The 16,182-nt window shown below is 43.9% G+C and carries 15 protein-coding genes; 12 read left to right on the forward strand and 3 right to left on the reverse strand.

What is annotated here, in order from left to right; genetic code table 11:
• The first annotated feature begins 218 nt into the window (after positions 1–218).
• The 6 genes from ACHUFW_RS13660 to ACHUFW_RS13685 all read left to right on the forward strand — a co-directional run bounded on the left by ACHUFW_RS13660 (position 219) and on the right by ACHUFW_RS13685 (position 6,236).
• The gene (locus ACHUFW_RS13660; protein ID WP_394203895.1) at positions 219–1,082 is read left to right on the forward strand and encodes a hypothetical protein; all 864 of its coding nucleotides are present in this window, start codon (positions 219–221) and stop codon (positions 1,080–1,082) included.
• A 127-nt stretch (positions 1,083–1,209) separates the two neighbouring features.
• Complete coding sequence (locus ACHUFW_RS13665; RefSeq protein WP_394203896.1) at positions 1,210–2,136, forward strand: LysR substrate-binding domain-containing protein; 927 nt, start codon at positions 1,210–1,212, stop codon at positions 2,134–2,136.
• A gap of 233 nt (positions 2,137–2,369) precedes the next feature.
• Complete coding sequence (locus ACHUFW_RS13670) at positions 2,370–2,678, forward strand: Mg2+ and Co2+ transporter (protein WP_394203897.1); 309 nt, start codon at positions 2,370–2,372, stop codon at positions 2,676–2,678.
• Positions 2,678–3,709: an HlyD family secretion protein gene (locus tag ACHUFW_RS13675; RefSeq protein WP_394203898.1), complete on the forward strand. Its 1,032-nt coding sequence runs from the start codon at positions 2,678–2,680 to the stop codon at positions 3,707–3,709. The genes ACHUFW_RS13670 and ACHUFW_RS13675 overlap by 1 nt, the downstream gene beginning before the upstream one ends.
• Positions 3,710–4,324: 615 nt before the next feature.
• The gene (locus ACHUFW_RS13680) at positions 4,325–5,251 is read left to right on the forward strand and encodes a LysR substrate-binding domain-containing protein (RefSeq protein WP_394203899.1); all 927 of its coding nucleotides are present in this window, start codon (positions 4,325–4,327) and stop codon (positions 5,249–5,251) included.
• Between the two features lie 187 nt (positions 5,252–5,438).
• Positions 5,439–6,236, forward strand: a complete 798-nt coding sequence (locus tag ACHUFW_RS13685) for a hypothetical protein (protein WP_394203900.1) — start codon at positions 5,439–5,441, stop codon at positions 6,234–6,236.
• 65 nt (positions 6,237–6,301) lie between these two features.
• Here the strand turns inward: ACHUFW_RS13685 and ACHUFW_RS13690 are convergent, their stop codons facing one another.
• The gene (locus tag ACHUFW_RS13690) at positions 6,302–6,514 is read right to left on the reverse strand and encodes a helix-turn-helix domain-containing protein (RefSeq protein ID WP_394203901.1); all 213 of its coding nucleotides are present in this window, start codon (positions 6,512–6,514) and stop codon (positions 6,302–6,304) included.
• A gap of 3 nt (positions 6,515–6,517) precedes the next feature.
• A complete protein-coding gene (locus ACHUFW_RS13695; protein WP_394203902.1) occupies positions 6,518–7,033 on the reverse strand; it encodes a DUF2975 domain-containing protein in 516 nt (171 codons plus the stop codon).
• 181 nt (positions 7,034–7,214) lie between these two features.
• Between ACHUFW_RS13695 and ACHUFW_RS13700 the strand changes: the two genes are divergently transcribed.
• The 4 genes from ACHUFW_RS13700 (at position 7,215) to ACHUFW_RS13715 (ending at position 13,262) form a co-directional block, all read left to right on the forward strand.
• Positions 7,215–9,272: a S9 family peptidase gene (locus ACHUFW_RS13700; RefSeq protein WP_394203903.1), complete on the forward strand. Its 2,058-nt coding sequence runs from the start codon at positions 7,215–7,217 to the stop codon at positions 9,270–9,272.
• A 427-nt stretch (positions 9,273–9,699) separates the two neighbouring features.
• A complete protein-coding gene (locus ACHUFW_RS13705) occupies positions 9,700–10,104 on the forward strand; it encodes a hypothetical protein (RefSeq protein WP_394203904.1) in 405 nt (134 codons plus the stop codon).
• Between the two features lie 346 nt (positions 10,105–10,450).
• A complete protein-coding gene (locus ACHUFW_RS13710; RefSeq protein ID WP_394203905.1) occupies positions 10,451–11,308 on the forward strand; it encodes a delta-class carbonic anhydrase in 858 nt (285 codons plus the stop codon).
• Positions 11,309–11,591: 283 nt separating this feature from the next.
• Positions 11,592–13,262, forward strand: a complete 1,671-nt coding sequence (locus tag ACHUFW_RS13715) for a winged helix-turn-helix domain-containing protein (RefSeq protein WP_394203906.1) — start codon at positions 11,592–11,594, stop codon at positions 13,260–13,262.
• On the opposite strand, the gene nhaC is transcribed toward ACHUFW_RS13715, so the two are convergent.
• Positions 13,259–14,785 (reverse strand): Na+/H+ antiporter NhaC, encoded by a 1,527-nt coding sequence (gene nhaC / locus ACHUFW_RS13720; protein ID WP_394203907.1) that lies wholly within the window; start codon positions 14,783–14,785, stop codon positions 13,259–13,261. The two genes, ACHUFW_RS13715 and nhaC, sit on opposite strands and share 4 nt — an antisense overlap.
• Before the next feature lie 298 nt (positions 14,786–15,083).
• On the opposite strand from nhaC, the gene ACHUFW_RS13725 reads away from it, so the two are divergent.
• Together ACHUFW_RS13725 and ACHUFW_RS13730 are read left to right on the forward strand one after the other, a co-directional pair.
• On the forward strand, positions 15,084–15,662 hold the full coding sequence (locus ACHUFW_RS13725) for a nucleoside triphosphate pyrophosphohydrolase family protein (protein ID WP_394203908.1): 579 nt from the start codon (positions 15,084–15,086) through the stop codon (positions 15,660–15,662).
• Positions 15,663–15,767: 105 nt separating this feature from the next.
• Entirely contained in the window at positions 15,768–16,124 is a 357-nt protein-coding gene (locus tag ACHUFW_RS13730; protein WP_394203909.1) for a metalloregulator ArsR/SmtB family transcription factor, read from the forward strand.
• Positions 16,125–16,182 lie beyond the last annotated feature (58 nt).

Below are 16,182 nucleotides of genomic sequence, written 5' to 3' on the forward strand. Positions count from 1 at the left end.
GCGATATTTGCGATTAGTTTAATTTCACAATGCGTTCAAATGCCCACTAATAGCTTATGCCGATCATCAATAAGCAGATAACACACAGGTAAAGTACCACCGCAAGTCACAAATCAACTTGAACCCAGTTGTTTAACGCTATTAACCAAGTTGAATTTTAAATCAATAATACACCCAACTTAACGAAACAACTTATTTCAACTTACAGGGTATTGATGATGAACAACTCAAAAACATTCACCACACTTGGTTTAGTCGCTGCACTTTCTCTATCAACTTCAGCTGCCGTATTTGCAGCAGACACCGAAGTCCATGATGCTGACCCACGTAATACATCTTGGCGTGGTGGTATTGCTACTGATCAAAATGGCGAAATTAAATTAGTCGCGGGCGGCGGCTTTGACAACCTATATGGTAATGGCGAATACCAAACTCAAACCATTATGATTGGTGAGTACTTCACCCAGTCTGAAGACTTCAGATTCCGCCTAGCTAACTTTGATGAGCGCTTTGGTGGGGTTTATCTTGACGTGAACATCACTGACGCCGTCGATTTATATACCGCCGGTTACATGTTGCCACTGACCGCAACTAATGACACCACAATGTTCTTCCCGTCGGTCAACTACACCTACATTGACTTTGACACCAACAAGATGGCCGGTGACATCAATGCAGGCATGGCACCAGCACAGCTTAACGGCTATTCACTCGGCAGTGGCAGCTCATTTGCCTTGGAATCAATGAACATCTCTGGTGGTGACATTAAAGCTATGCTCGGTGGCGATGATGCCCACATGGCGTCAGTGAACCTATACGGTCTGCACCCATGGAATGACACCCACTATACGGTATTCCAAGCATTTGGTGGCTCCACCTACGGTGGCGTAGAGATGCAAATGGTTGACTTGGTATTGCTCCAGGGCACACGCACTAAAGTCGGTGATGCTGTATTTAACATCTACTTAGAAGCCAAGTACACCAACATCAAGCTAGACGACATTAACAACCCTATGTCTAACAGCACTTACGTTCGCGGTGAAGATACTAAGATTTCTGTCGGTTTCGACTGGCGCTTCTAAAGTCGCCTATAGAGCGGATACCTCAAGCCGCTAGAGTCACTCTAGCGGCAGACCCTTAATCATCATTAACCCCTACTACCTCAATATTAGCACCATGAGGTTGTCGCCCAATTAAAGAGAGCACATTATGGAAAACTTAGATCTGCGCAGCATGCGGATTTTGTTAGATCTTTACCACACCCATAACACCTATCAAACTGCCGAAAACATGCAAGTATCGCAGTCATTGGTCAGCCGAACGCTAGCGAAAAGTCGCCAGGCACTCAATGACCCTTTATTTGTATGCCAAGGCAAGCAACTGTGCCCCACGCAACTGATGCACGCTTTAGCAATCGAGCTGCCGGTATTCACCGCTCGCCTCAACGATATTGTGATGCAAAGCGCCTTCAATCCAGCTAAGCTGAGCGGTCACTACCAGCTATTTGTCGGAGCGCAATTGCCCCCCAAAATAAGCACTGCACTGGCGGAGCGGCTATCAACACTGACCCCCAATGCCAGCTGGACTATCACCGACTGGCAAAGTCAAGCCATCGAAAACCTGATTAACCAGCAAGTTACATTAGGGATAGACTACATCAACCACGATTTACCAAGTGTGATAACCCAAGACCGTATCGCCAACGATAAACTGGTTATTTGGGCAGATAAACAGCACCCAATACATAATGTGCCGCACGTGACAATGGAGCAACTAACTCAGTATGAGTTCATATCGTTACCATTAAATGCCAGCGATAAGCACAACAGCAATCGATTAGAACACACGCTTGACAGTCAGCCTTCAATCACCGCTCAAATACACACTGACTCTGTAGCCCTCGCAGCACAAATTGCTCACAATCAATCCTTACTATTTGTTGGCTCGCAAATATTAAGCGATGATCACCATCCAAGCCTAAAAATCGTCAAATTGGCCGACAGTTGTTGCAGCAGCTTTGATATAGCACTCACTTGTGCATATAGTGCAAATCAGGCAAAAGATCCGCTGATTATATGGTTAACAACCATACTCAAAGAGATGATTTCTCCGCTGTATAACCCATCGACAACTTAAGTTAACCAATACAGTTACTCATAACTTTTTTATGCGCACCTCATAATTTAATGAGGTGACGCCCCCTTTACAAACCACTAGCCCTTCGCACATCAAGTCTAAATCCGACTCGTAAAAAACCGATTCACGCTGTTAAACAAGTCGATTAAAAACTTCATAATAGCCCCAACGTTATTAAACAGCACACCAACAGCGCTGCCATTAACACTTTACTTTGTATAACGAGGGCTCAGATGAAAATCAATGATACAAGCTTACAGTTTGAAGCTTTACCGCAGGTATACCCACTGCTCAACTCCATTGAGTTCATGTGGTTTATCGTCATAGTCACTATTGCCATTATTGGCTGGGTATCGGCCAAGCTGTGGCAAATACACTCTATTCCTAAACATTTAGCCAAAGAGAAAGGCCTCGCTCAAGCTAAGCTCATCTTCTGGTTATGCATTCTAGGCCTAGTATGGAAACCCCTATGGTTTCTCGCAGCGCTCGCCATCGTTACCGACTGGGATAAAGTTCAAACTTGGATTAAAGGAACAAGATAATGAAAGAGATAATGCTACCTTACATTCTTATTGTATGGTTATTGTTTAAATTCAAAGTACTCAAACGCTCAGCCAAAAACTACTTCATTACAGTATTTATTGGTGTATTACTGGCATTGTCATTGTTTTTCGGTCACCGATTTTATTCGCCAGCCGATCTGACTAACTCGACCACGGTAAAGGCGCCACATGCGGTGCTCTCGCCTGCACTTGGGCAACACATTGATAAAGTCTATGTGGAACACAACCAAGCCATTAGCCAAGGGGATGTATTGTATGTACTTAAAGACGATCAGCTCACGGCTAAAATTGCAGAGTTAGATGCCAAGCGAGTCAAGGCGCAGCGCCAACAGGCGGCAAAGCAAGTTGCACTGTCTCAGGCAAAGCGTGATCACCTGCGTCACCAAGGGTTGCAGCAACACATTTCCCAGCAAGAGAAAGAACAAGCTGCCGATCTGGTAGATAAACTTACCGCCGAATTGGCCGTATATGATGCAGAAAAAGCCAGCTTAGCAGCACAACGTCTCAACCTAGAGTTTGAGCTAGCACGCCTAACCGTTACCGCTCCATTTGATGGCATGGTCACTCATGTGTTTATCGCCGATGGCTCGCGTGTGGGTTCATTGCACCTTTGGGACACGAGTAAGAAATTTGTCGAAATGCGGATCCCAGATCAAGCATATCGCAACATCCAGCCAGGACAGTTCAGTGAATTTTTTGTTCACAGCCATCCCGGTGAGATTTTTCGCGCTAAAGTTCACAGCATTGTAAAAGCGACAGGGGAGGCACAAGGGAGTTTGCTACCACAAGAACAATTTGTTTCTCAGCATATACAGCGAGGATCCGCGCCTGTAGGTAGAACGGTCATACTAGAAATTGATGCTGAGACTATGGCGGCACTACCTATCGGTGCCACGGGCTCTGCTTGGATTAGTGCTGATAAACCCACACCATTACTTGGGTTCATCGACATAATTGGTGCGGCGACAGTAAGAATTACCGCAGTAAAATCTTACCTTCAAGCGTTATAACTGCTGATACTATTAACCTCAATAGACTCGCTTTGCTGCCAGATATTGCTCGTCTGGGAGCAAAGCTATGATGGCCTTTATAATATTCTCAACAGCCTAACAATGCGACTCCAATACACTTATATGACCAACAGTAATAGTACTTTCAAATAACGAGGCGTTGCCGTAGGCAAGCTCCTCGTTTAGCAAAATCGTCATAGACTCAATGTAGAATAGTGCGCCAGTCACTTTCTTTCCTGCAATTGAACTGGCTGATTTTTGGAGGTATACAAGTTAATACTTGTAAAAGGAGGGAGATTAACGATGGCAGATCCTGCCTATGACCGCCATGCAAAATGGTAACTTCAGTGTGTGGTGAGATAAACAATCGCTTAAGCGCCACCACAGAAAACATCTAATATGCATTCATAAGTCTACTCAAAACGGTAGAGCAGTGAATACCTACTGCCACGCATAACCGTAAAGAAGCGGCCTCTTTCACTCACACCAAGGTATATGTGCTCTTTGGTTTGTTCGCTTACTGTATATTTTCAATTTCTGCTCGCTTTCTGGTAGTCTGGTAAAAATGATAACAATGACAATCAGCAACTTGTTCTATCTGAGTTTGGGAGCAAAATGGACAATTTAGATTTTAAAGCGCTTAAGGTCTTACTCAACCTCTATAACACTCGTAACACCTACGTTACCGCAGAACAACTAGATATATCCCAATCTGCCGTAGCCCGTAATCTCGCAAAATGTCGACAATCCTTTAATGAGCCATTGTTCATTCGCACGGGGAATCAACTCTCACCCACAGCATTTACCGAAGCGTTAGTTGAAAAACTGCCAAGCCTACTTAATAGTATTGATGATATCGTTGCCACCAATAGCGAGTTTGATCCTTCACAGCTAACCGGACGCTATGTGATTTACCTTAATCATCAATCACAACTATTGTACGGCGCAAAAATCTTTGAGTTCTTATCAAGGGACGCACCTAATGCAACATGGTTTATGAAAAGCTGGGATCAAGCCTCTGTAGAGCAACTTCTAGATAATCGAGCAGCGATTGGCGTAAATTATTACAGCGAAAGCCTACCAAACTCTATCTATCAACAAAAACTCGCAGAGGATTACTTTGCTATTTTTGCCGCAGAAAGCCACCCCCTCCACCAACTTAAAACCGTCACGACCAAAGATTTAGAACAATATCATTTTGTTTCTCTTACTATTCCACATATTGATGAAAAAAATATCTATGTGGACTCCATTCTTGAGGACATGGGAGTAAAAGCCAGCGTGCGCTTCCAAACTGATAGCCTAATATTGGCCATGCAGGTTGCAGAATCACAAAACATGTTATTACTCAGTACGATTGAAATATATAATGATCCGAGAAGTCATCTAAAGCCACTTAAATTCAAAGTCGATTCAAAGTCTTTACCTAACTCTCAAATCGTCTGTACCTATGCGAGAAAAAATCGAAATAAACCACTAACTAAATGGTTAATTGACATTCTCAAAGAAACTGAAACTCATTTCCAGCCTTTTGAGTTTTGACCACAGCTATAGACTAGCCCACCTCTTGGACTAAGTCACTCGACCGCTCTAAGCATTGACACTCAACCTTTACCCACCTCAAGTCACAAAAAGACTTCAAGAAAGTCTTCAAAAGCCATTTCCAAGTTGATAATGACCTTCAGAATAGTCAGCAACTTAATACATCAACACTAAATAGGTACTGATTATGAAAAACTCATCCACATTGACTTCACTTAGTTTAGCCATTACTTTTGCATTGAGTTCTCACGCTATTGCCGAAGAAGTTGAACTGCAGGATATGTCCGATCCGCTTGCGGTTTATACTCAAGCTGGGCTTGGCTATACCGATAAAGGGCTAAATTTAAAAGTGGGTCAAACCTACGACACAGGTTCTGATACTACGATAGGAATGAATAGATTAGAAGTGAAAGGCTTTGCCGGAGATGCCATTGGCTGGAATAACCGAGAAGGAACAGACAGCATCGACTCGCTACGCTTTCGTAACTTCAATGTTGACCTGACTAATGGTCGCGGCAGTGAGATTGATGTCAACCTTAGTTTCACCCCAAACCAAGGAACTCAAGGAAGTGCATCCTATAACTTCATTCAAGCACTACCTAAGATGGGCCCCGTTAGCTTATACCCGTTAGCGGGCCTAGGTGTCGCATTTGGTGAGTCTTTTGATAGTGACAACTCTGGTGCTGCACAGGCACAAGATCGTTGGGATTTGCACGGAACATTCTACGTTGCAGGTTTATATGGAAAAGTCGAACTGAGTGATAAAGTTTGGCTGAACTACAACCCTATGTATATGGGAACCATGTCAGGATCAGATATCTTCAAACAGCATGGCTTGCAGGGCGAAGATAGTGTGTTGCTACACGAAGCGGCACTCAGCTATCAACTTAATCCTCGCACCACGATTCGTTACTATGCCAACTGGAATGAAAATGTGAGTTTTGAAAATGGTGATCATCGAATTGAAGTAAACTATCAGTTCTAAAAATTAAGAACGCCTTCCATAAACCTAAGGCGTTTTTCTCTTGCTTTACGCTACATTAATGAGGCTTACTCAGGTTTGGACCGATAAGCTAAAATATCGCCTGGCTGACACTGCAAATAGGCACAGATCTTCGCTAACGTTTCAAAACGCACCCCTTTCACTTTGCCACGTTTTAACAAGGACAGATTCGCTTCGGTGATATCAATGGCTTTAGCCAATTCTTTGGAGCTTACTTTTCGGACAGCCATCATCACATCTAGATTTACAATAATTTCCATCGCTTAGATAAACTCTTTGTTCTCGGCTTCAATCTCTTTTGCCGCTTTAAGTAGATACACAATCACCAACATCAATAGCAAGGTAGTCAGGTTACCAAAATCAATCGGCAGCTCTATTTCGGTAGAAGTGAAAAACTGGCTATGGTAGTTGCCAACCGCTAAATGACGCACAATATCTAACCCAAAGTCTGCCACTTTTAACCAAATTAACCACAGGTAACAACGCATCGACTCCGCGGTAAAGAATAGTCCCTGCTGATAGTAGCCCAGCAAACGTTGTAACCAAAAAACCCCCAAGAGCATGGTGATAAATTGCGGCAACACCATCATCAACAGTACTGTATGACTTGCACGCTCATCGTGCCAAAGTGCTTCTGTGAGTGGGGTACTTCCTAATCTCAGCTCGCCATTGACGCCTAACTGGTAACCCAAATAACCAATCACCACCGCAGTGGCAAACAGTACCAGCCCACGTAAATAGCCACTGAGTTGACTTAACTTTTGCATTTTGCCGTTCATGACCCACATCTTCCCTAACCATTGACAGCCAAATGGTACCACACAACAAAAAATAATCGCAAAAAAATATAAAATTATCGTTTTACAATAATTATTTTATGTAATAGCCTAAATAACAACTCAAGGAAAAGGCCATCTCTTAACGATGGCACCACTGGATATAGTTATTAAGGAGCCCGTCATGAGGCACAAGCACATACTAGGTTGTTTACTTGTTACTGCCAGCGCAGTCACTACGCTACTTTCTGGATGCCACTCAAACAGCACTATTTCCCAGGGTGTTGAGCAACAACAGGTTGTCAACACCGCAACATTATTGCCAATCGAAGCGTTCTTTAATGAACAAGGTATTAGCAATATTCAGACCTCCCATGACGGCAAGTGGCTGGCTTTTTTGAAAGATTACCGCGGAGCAAAAAACATTTACCTAATGCCCGTTGGCAGTGAGTTAGATAAGGCACAAGCCATTACCCGATATTCAGCGCCGATTGCGGAGTTTCAGTGGTCTTTAGATGACAATCAGTTGTTTTTCGCCAAAGACACTGATGGCAATGAGAACACTCAGCTATACCGTCTATCCTTTGACCCTAATGCAAAGATCCTAACCGGTAAGGTACAGGCGCTAACAGCAAAAACTGACAGCCGGTATATATTGGTAAGGCAGCCTAAAGAGCACCCAGATCAACTGATAGTAATGGCTAACCATAGTGATGCTCAGCGTCTGGATCTTTATCAGTTAGATATTAAAAGCCATCAGCTAACTTCAATCATGGAAAATCACTTAGGCTTCGGCCAGGTTGAGGTGAATGCTGCAGGTAAACCAGTGCTTGCAGCAAATAGCAATGCCGATAACACCCGCACGCTGTTTTTCAACAAGCAAGGCCAGTGGCAGCCAATACTCACTACCGAGTTTGGTGAGGACATTCAAATCTTACGAGTAAACCAAGAGCAAACCAGCGCCTATATTCAAGCCAATATTGCTGGTCGAGATAAACAACAGCTGCTTGAAATAGACCTGCAGAGCAGCGAGATAAAAACCATTCATCAAGATCCAAATAACGAGTCCGATGTGCATGAAGTCCTGTTCGATGATGACGGTAACCCTATTGCTGTTTCTTACTATGGTGGACGACTACGCACTTATGGCCTCACTGAAAGCTTTAACAAACATTGGCAACAGATAAACCAACACTTCAAAAATGATGTTGAAATTAGCGTTGTCGATCGCAACCAACAAACTGGACTTTGGCAACTGCATGTCGCCAGCGATCGCACATTGGGAAGTGAATATCTTTATGACGCAAATACAGGTATCGTCAAAGTGCTGCTGGCACAAGCCAATAGTATCGATCCCAGTCTACTGTCAGCGCGCAAATCGATTCAATATACCGCCCGCGACGGCGTGACTATTCAAGCCTATTTGACCTTGCCATTAAATCAGCAACAACAGCTACCTACTATTGTACTTCCCCACGGCGGTCCATGGGCACGGGATTATTGGACACTTGGATCAGGCTACTTTAATCCAGTCGCTCAGTTGCTGGCTAATCGTGGCTATGCGGTATTGCAGCCAAACTTTCGTGCCTCTACTGGTTTTGGTAAACGCTTCTTAAACCTAGGCAACAAGAACTGGGGCACGGGCAGCATGCAGAATGACCTAACCGATGGCGTTAATTTCTTGATTGAACAAGGCATCGCAGATAAATCACGTATTGGTATCATGGGCGCCTCCTATGGTGGCTATGCGGCACTTGCCGGCACCACATTCACACCCGATCTGTATAAAGCAGCTGTCAGCTATGTGGGACCATCTAGTTTAATTACGTTAATGGAAGCATTTCCTGATTATTATCGCCCCTACCTAGGGCAGTTTTACAATGCGGTTGGCGACCCAGCCATTGCCGAAGATCGAGTTGATATGCAGGCCAGATCACCGATCAATTTCGTCGACAACATTAAAACCCCGCTATTGCTAGTGCAGGGAGCCAATGACCCGCGGGTGACGCAAATTGAATCTGACAACATTGCCAAAGCACTCAGCCAAAAGTCACTGCCGGTGGAGTATATTTTGGCCAAAGATGAAGGCCATGGATTTCAAAAGCGCAGCAATAAATTGGCATACATTCTAGCGATGGAGCGCTTTTTTGCTAAACACCTTGGTGGTCAGCAAAGTCCTTCCCCATCGACTGATATTGCAGCTCACCTTGACAGCTTAACGGTTGACGTCAAGCGGCTTTAATCCCTTTAAGTTAACCAAGCAGGTTAGTACTGATACTAGCCTGCTACAAACCAAATAAATTAGAAATTAACCAATGAGTACGTATCTATTAGCGCCAAAGCTTTCCCCCAAAAAAAAGACAAAACAAAAAAGCCAAAACAATAGCTCCCCCACAAATAACATTTAAATCAAACTTAAATGTCTTATTTGAAGAAAATCAAAAACTCAGATAAAAACCCTGCTAGCCCCTAAAAAACCGTTGTAAAAATAGTACTAACAGAAAAACTTTCCAAACCCATCCATATTTCCGAGCTTTCAATCGAAAAACTAAAGTGATTAGATATTAAAAAATTAATTTAGTATTAGAAATCATAAAAAATACCAAGCCTAGGTTTATCATCTCATCTTTAATAAACAGTACTAGCCTCAAAACAGGGATGGAATGACAATGAATAATGCGCAGCGATATCGACAATGGACTGACAATAACATTGCCGATCAAGAAACCTGTATCTGTGTTCAAGCCAGATCAAGTGCAGGATACGACGATCCCAATGCAACGCGTCAGCAAAACCAGCGCCAATTTGATGATTTCTTTCGCTATAACCTACAAGCAAACTGCGGTATTAATGCCCCGGCCGCATTTAACTCTGCACGCGGCTACGGCTATGAAATTCGCATGAATGGCCAGCGGCGCTGCTTCGTGACGACTGATGGTAGCGTTTATTGTGGCGACTCTAATCACCAGCAAGGCTCAAAGTTTAATATCAGACATGGTCAATACGTAAACTGTGATGAACAGTATGCTGCGGCAAATCAATGGCGAGAAGATAACAATCTCGCGCCGCTGTAGTGCTATTTTTTATACTAAAAAGTGAATTCCGTTTTATTTTTCATTGTAAGATTTCTGGTGTTGACCTTCACGTTTAGTCAACACCGAAAATAAATTTAGCAACACTAAAAACGCACTCGCAATCTCCGGCACCAATAATTAATACCTGATTGAGTACGCCATAAGAATAAGATACATCCACAAGCCTATACCTAAGAATAATTCAAGTACAACCAATCAAAAACTTATTGCCAATCATATTTATTTGATTATTTTTAATTAATTATTTTTTCTTGAATATTAATCACATTACTTTTAGCTTATTTACCATCAAAAAACCGGTTTTATCACCTTGAAGGTAAATTCTATGAAAAGTCATTTAAAAGTTCTCTCTATTACTGCCATATTAATGCCATTACCATTATTGGCAGCTAAGCAAAATAGTGAACAAGTACCTGACAGCGTGATTGAAGCCCAAAGAGCGGCATTAGCCAGTAATACCGCAGGCCAAGGTTTTGGCCCCCAATCACCACGCAATATTGATGATCTGAGTGGTCAAAACCAGCGGATATTTGCAGCAGCACCACACTACAGCCAGATGAATCTATGTAACATCCATATTCACAAAAATGCGGAGCACCAAGGCGGCGAATTTACCGTTTACGCAGGCAATGGTGATGGCAAAGGCTACCATTCTGGTTATCAATATAGTGGTGAATTGAGTGCCAAGGAATTAACTCCAACATCAAAAGTAGTGGGCGGTAAAAAACACTCACTACAACCGGGCGACACCATTGAGGTGCATTATGTTCATTCCACGGCCCAAGTGGCCCCCGGCCCGACACTGGGATCGTGTCTAAATGATGCCATCGTTAACCCACAACTTAGGGTTGAAACCCAAGTCATGGTGTTGGTTAACGACAGCGATGCGGAAGATTTCATGACATTGACCGCACTGGGGCAAAAAAATGGTTACCACCAAGCTTTGAATATTCCTGACACCACAGGTACCCCAATCGAGTATGCAGGTTCAACAACCGGCCCTAGTTACAACGAGAAAGCTTCACCGTTGCAAGTGAGCTGGAGCGTGAGACCTCAGGTATTAAAAGTGGATATTCATAGCCTAGATGCTTGGCTACAAGATAATCCATTTGATGAAGACCATGCCCATGGCGTACGTAATCTGGTGACCAATCCAGACTTACTATCTGCTGGCGGCCAATAACCTAGGCAGCGCTAATACACAGTTTGTGTATTAGCGCTTTAATCCGCTTCATTGATAACGTCTTTAAATTCCCTCCCTTTAAACACAGAGTCCCTTTAAATTCAGTGCCCCTAAACCCGAGCGAGGTTAGGCCGCAGTCTAAAAAAACAAGCTGTTTCAATACACAAGATAACAGTGAAAGCCTAAGTAAAACTTGGTGAAGCTTTGGTGAAAGCCGTTGCTAATTGGTGAAACCTCAGTAAAGTGGGTAGCCAATTGCAGCCAAATACAATGAAGAATCACCATGCTAAAGGATGGCAGTAACGATACCCGCTACCAGTTTGCCAACTTAACGCTCAATACTCAGCTCGGCACACTGACCAACCAACAAGGGCAAGAAATTAAGCTGCCTAAACTGAGCTATCGTTTATTATGCGTACTGCTGGCATCGGCACCAGCCATTGTCAGTCAGCAAGTTTTATTAGCATCAGTTTGGCCCGATGCAGTGGTAGGAGATGAAACCCTTAAGCAGCGCATCAAATTATTGCGCCGAGCATTAAATGATGATGCCAACGCGCCGCAATTTATTGAGGCAATTCGTGGTCGAGGCTACCGAATTATCCCTCAGGTAACCGCAACACCAATCATCCACAGTACCACGCACACATCGTTAGCGCTGGTAACAGACAATCCTATTAGTGCAGCCAAATACCCTTTGTATTGGAAGGTCACTTCACTCGGCCTCGTTACCTTGCTGATGCTATTTGTGTGTATTGCGCTATTAGTTTCGTCTCAATCTGCCGTACAACAAACCTACAGAGCCAATGCTAATAGCGTCACTTACCATAGTTTCGATAACCAGCTTTACCGTAAAGGCTTAGATTATTACCACCGTTATCGCGCCGAAGATAATCGCCATGCCATCGACATTTTCCAGTCGGTCATCAGCTTAAGTCCCAACAAAGCCGAAGCCTATGCGGGTCTTTCTGATGCTTACAGCCAAGGAGTGTACCAATTTAATGGCCCAGAACAGTGGCAAACATTCGCAATAGACAATGCATACAAAGCCATTGCGCTCAAGCCTGATTCAGCCTTAGGTTATAAGTCCTTGGGACTCGCGTATTACAACAAAGGCTGGTTCACTAAAGCCATCAATGCCAACTTAAAAGCGTTAAACAAACAACAACAATTTGCTGAAGCTATGGCTAATGTCAGCTATTTATATCGTGAAGTGGGCCAGCTAAATAAGGCCTTACAGTGGAATGAAAAAGCCTTACAAATAGATAAAGATCATGGTGTCAATTTGGTTCATAGAGGGCTGATTTTTATGGCCTTACAAGATTACCAACAAGCAAAAAACCTATTTGACCGTGCTTTACTGTTACAACCAGATTCACAGTTAGCCAATCTCAGTATCGGTAAGTGGTACATGAACCAAGAGATGTTCTCGCAAGCTATAGAACACTACCAAAATTTATTAGCCAAAGCCCAATACCACAACAATGAAGGTATTAAACAGCAATTGGCACAGGCATTTCTCTATAACCGCCAATATGCCCAGTGCCAGCAGCTGGCCAAAGTGCTAAGCAACAGCCGTCACCACCAGCATCAGCTACAGGGAAAATGGTTAATGTTGTTTGCATCAATGCCAAGTCAGCCTCACTGGCAAGACAATCCACAACTACAAGGTCATTGGCAAACTTTGGTCGCGCACTATCTCGAACAGCTAGCTCAAGGCTCAGACCGCGCCAGTGATAGCCTCGCTCTGGCCATGCTATACGCCAGTATTAACGATGATCATCAAAGCCAGCGCTACTTAATTCAAGCCATCAATCAAGGTGACTTAAACCGCAGCTTAATTGAGGCCCACCCAAGCTTTACGGCGCAAAAAACACAAACCCAATTTACCCAATTACTGAAGGAAATAGACCGGCAAATTACCGTCCAGCAGCAACTGATTGCCGTTGACAGTTAAGCGGCGTTAGCCGATTGTAATACCTGGCGCTGCTCGTCAGTCAATTTAAGGATTTTAAAATCATAATAGGCATATGCTGCACTAATTAACGGGCAAACTAAGTTGAAGAATGCAAACGGTAGATAGGCCACCGTAGCGACACCAAGCGTACTGGCCATATAAGCACCACATGTATTCCATGGTACCAAAGGACTGGTAATGGTGGCCGAGTCTTCCAGTGCACGACTAAGGTTCACCGGCGCTAACCCATAACGGCCATATTCCACTTTGAGCATTCTACCGGGTAGCAAAATGGCGATATATTGATCGCCCGTCACTAGGTTGGCGCCGATACCACTGGCCAACGTGGTCATAATTAAGCTGCGGCTAGAGCTCACTAACTGCATGATCCCTTGCAAAATACGTTTCAGTAGACCGGTACGCTCCATCACCCCGCCAAATGCCATCGCACAAATGATCAACCAAACTGTGGTTACCATGCTGCTCATGCCACCACGACTTAGGAGATTATCTAACACGTCACTACCAGTATGAGCCACATAACCGTCAAACATGGCCACCCATAATCCTTTCACCAACGCCAGTAACACCGGTAAGCTAGCATCATCAGCTAGCGCCAATACCCCATCAAACTGAAATAGCACCGCGCACAGCGCGCCTGCTAATGTCCCCAACACGACCGTTGGAAAAGCAGGCATCTTTTTATAAGCCAATAACAACACCACCAGCAAGGGCAACAATAACCATAAACTTGGATGGTATTGAGCTTCAATCAAAGCCATGGTTTGTTGTAGCTGATTGTCTGCTGCCGTGTCTGCCCCAGTTAACCCAAGAAGCGTAAAACCCATCACAGCAATAACAATACTTGGGATAGTTGTCCACGCCATATGCCTAATATGAGCAAACAGATCGCTGCCCGCTACCGCAGGCGCTAAGTTAGTGGTATCGGACATGGGGGACATCTTGTCACCAAAATAGGCACCTGAAATAATCGCCCCCACAGCGATTTCTACACTTAAGCCCATAACACTCGCCACACCCACAAGTGCAATACCTAAGGTGCCAGCAACGGTCCAGGAACTGCCAATACTTAACGCGACAACAGCACACAATAAACAAGATGCAGCATAAAAGTAGTCGGGGTTAAGTAGTTTCATCCCATAATAAATCATGGTTGGCACCGTGCCCGACAATATCCAAGTACCAATTAACGACCCCACCGAAAACAGAATCAGCAATGCCCCTGTCGCTAAGCCGACACCTTTAACGATGCCTTGCTCCATCTCCCCCCAGCTGTAACCATTTTTTGCGCCAATGATCATGGCAATACATGCGGCAATAATCAGCGCGATTTGGTTGGCACCGGATGAACTGTCAGAAGAAAACAGATAGACCGCCATTGCCAGCATCATTACCAGAGCAAACATTGGCACAAGTGCATCAAGCAGAGTCGGTGTACGATGGTGACTGTCTTTGGAAGTCGATGAGCTCGCCTGCTCTTGAGGCGGTAGGTTTGCGGCCATTTGAAGTCCTATTATTGTTATTTTTTAGTATCGATCAGCCAGCCATGTTTACACAAACGCAACAAGCGTGTCCAATGGCGAGCGGCCTGCAAGCCTTGTTGGGGCTCAGTTTATCTAAGGCAAAGCCATTAGAAATTCACTTAATAACTCGCTATAAACTTGGTTATGCAAATTAAACGCATAAACACATTAGTAAATAATTATTGAAATCACTTGCGTCGTTCAACGGTGACTTTCATTTATGGTCGCTATCCCTTAAAATCGAGCCCTTTCCTGGCTCGGCTTTAAGGTTTTTAGTATGCAATTAACCGCACTTACCCAACCCATCTATGATCACCTCTACCGTGACATTTATCAGTTTCGCTCGACCTTCGATCTTCCTATCGAAGATCCAAGCAGTTTAGATCAACAAGCCGATACGCTGCATACCTCATTAGCCATTGAAGAACTAACGGAATTAGCAGAAGCTGATTGCCGTGTAGAACAAGCCGATGCCATCGTCGATTCCGTTTACGTACTGATGGGACGTTTGGTGCACCTAGGCGCGAGTCAAGTTATCGATCGAATTGAAATTAGCTACCTTATCGACCTGCTATTACATGTCGCTAAAAACCGTGAAATTGATTTTATGACCTGTTGGGATGAAGTACATGCCAGCAATATGAGTAAAGTCTGTCGTAATGAATCTGAACTGGCTGAGACAGTCGCCTTTTATGCTAAGCAGGGTGTTGAAATCGTCGGTAGCACTAAAGGTGACTTTATCATTGCCAAGTGTGCTAAAGATGTTGAAATGGAAGGAAAAGTGGTTCGCCAAGGTAAAGTGCTTAAGTCGGTCTACTATCGCCCAGCAGATTTAGCGAAATTGGTTAAAGTTTAACATGCTTAACAGTAGCTTACCTATCTCTATGGTAGGCTACTTAGGCTGTGTTTTAAAAGACACGGTTATTTCGCAACACAATAAGTAGCAAATTGGTATATAAGCATGCAGATAGAACCCATCACGTTATTTAAATCCCTCTCCGATCCCGTACGGCTATCGATAATGTTGCTATTAAAAGCTGAGGGGGAATTATGTGTGTGCGAATTTAGTGAAGCCCTCAACGAAATTCAACCTAAAATTTCCCGAAACCTTGCCTTGCTAAAAACCGCTGAAGTGGTGGTCAATCGTCGTCAAGGTCAATGGATTTATTACTCCATTAATCCCGACCTGCCGCAGTGGGCCGCGGAAATCATTGCGGAAACATTCAACGCAAATCAACAGCTAATCGCCCAGCCGCTAAGTATTCTTAAGGCTGTAGGTGATACTGAAGATCGCCCGACTATTTTGTGTAAAAAATAGCGCTGTCTGAAGTCGCTTTATGGCGGAAATCACGTTAGCCGCTGAACATTAAATAAGA

It is taken from the genome of Shewanella waksmanii, assembly GCF_043643685.1.
In the GTDB taxonomy this organism is placed as follows: domain Bacteria; phylum Pseudomonadota; class Gammaproteobacteria; order Enterobacterales; family Shewanellaceae; genus Shewanella; species Shewanella waksmanii_A.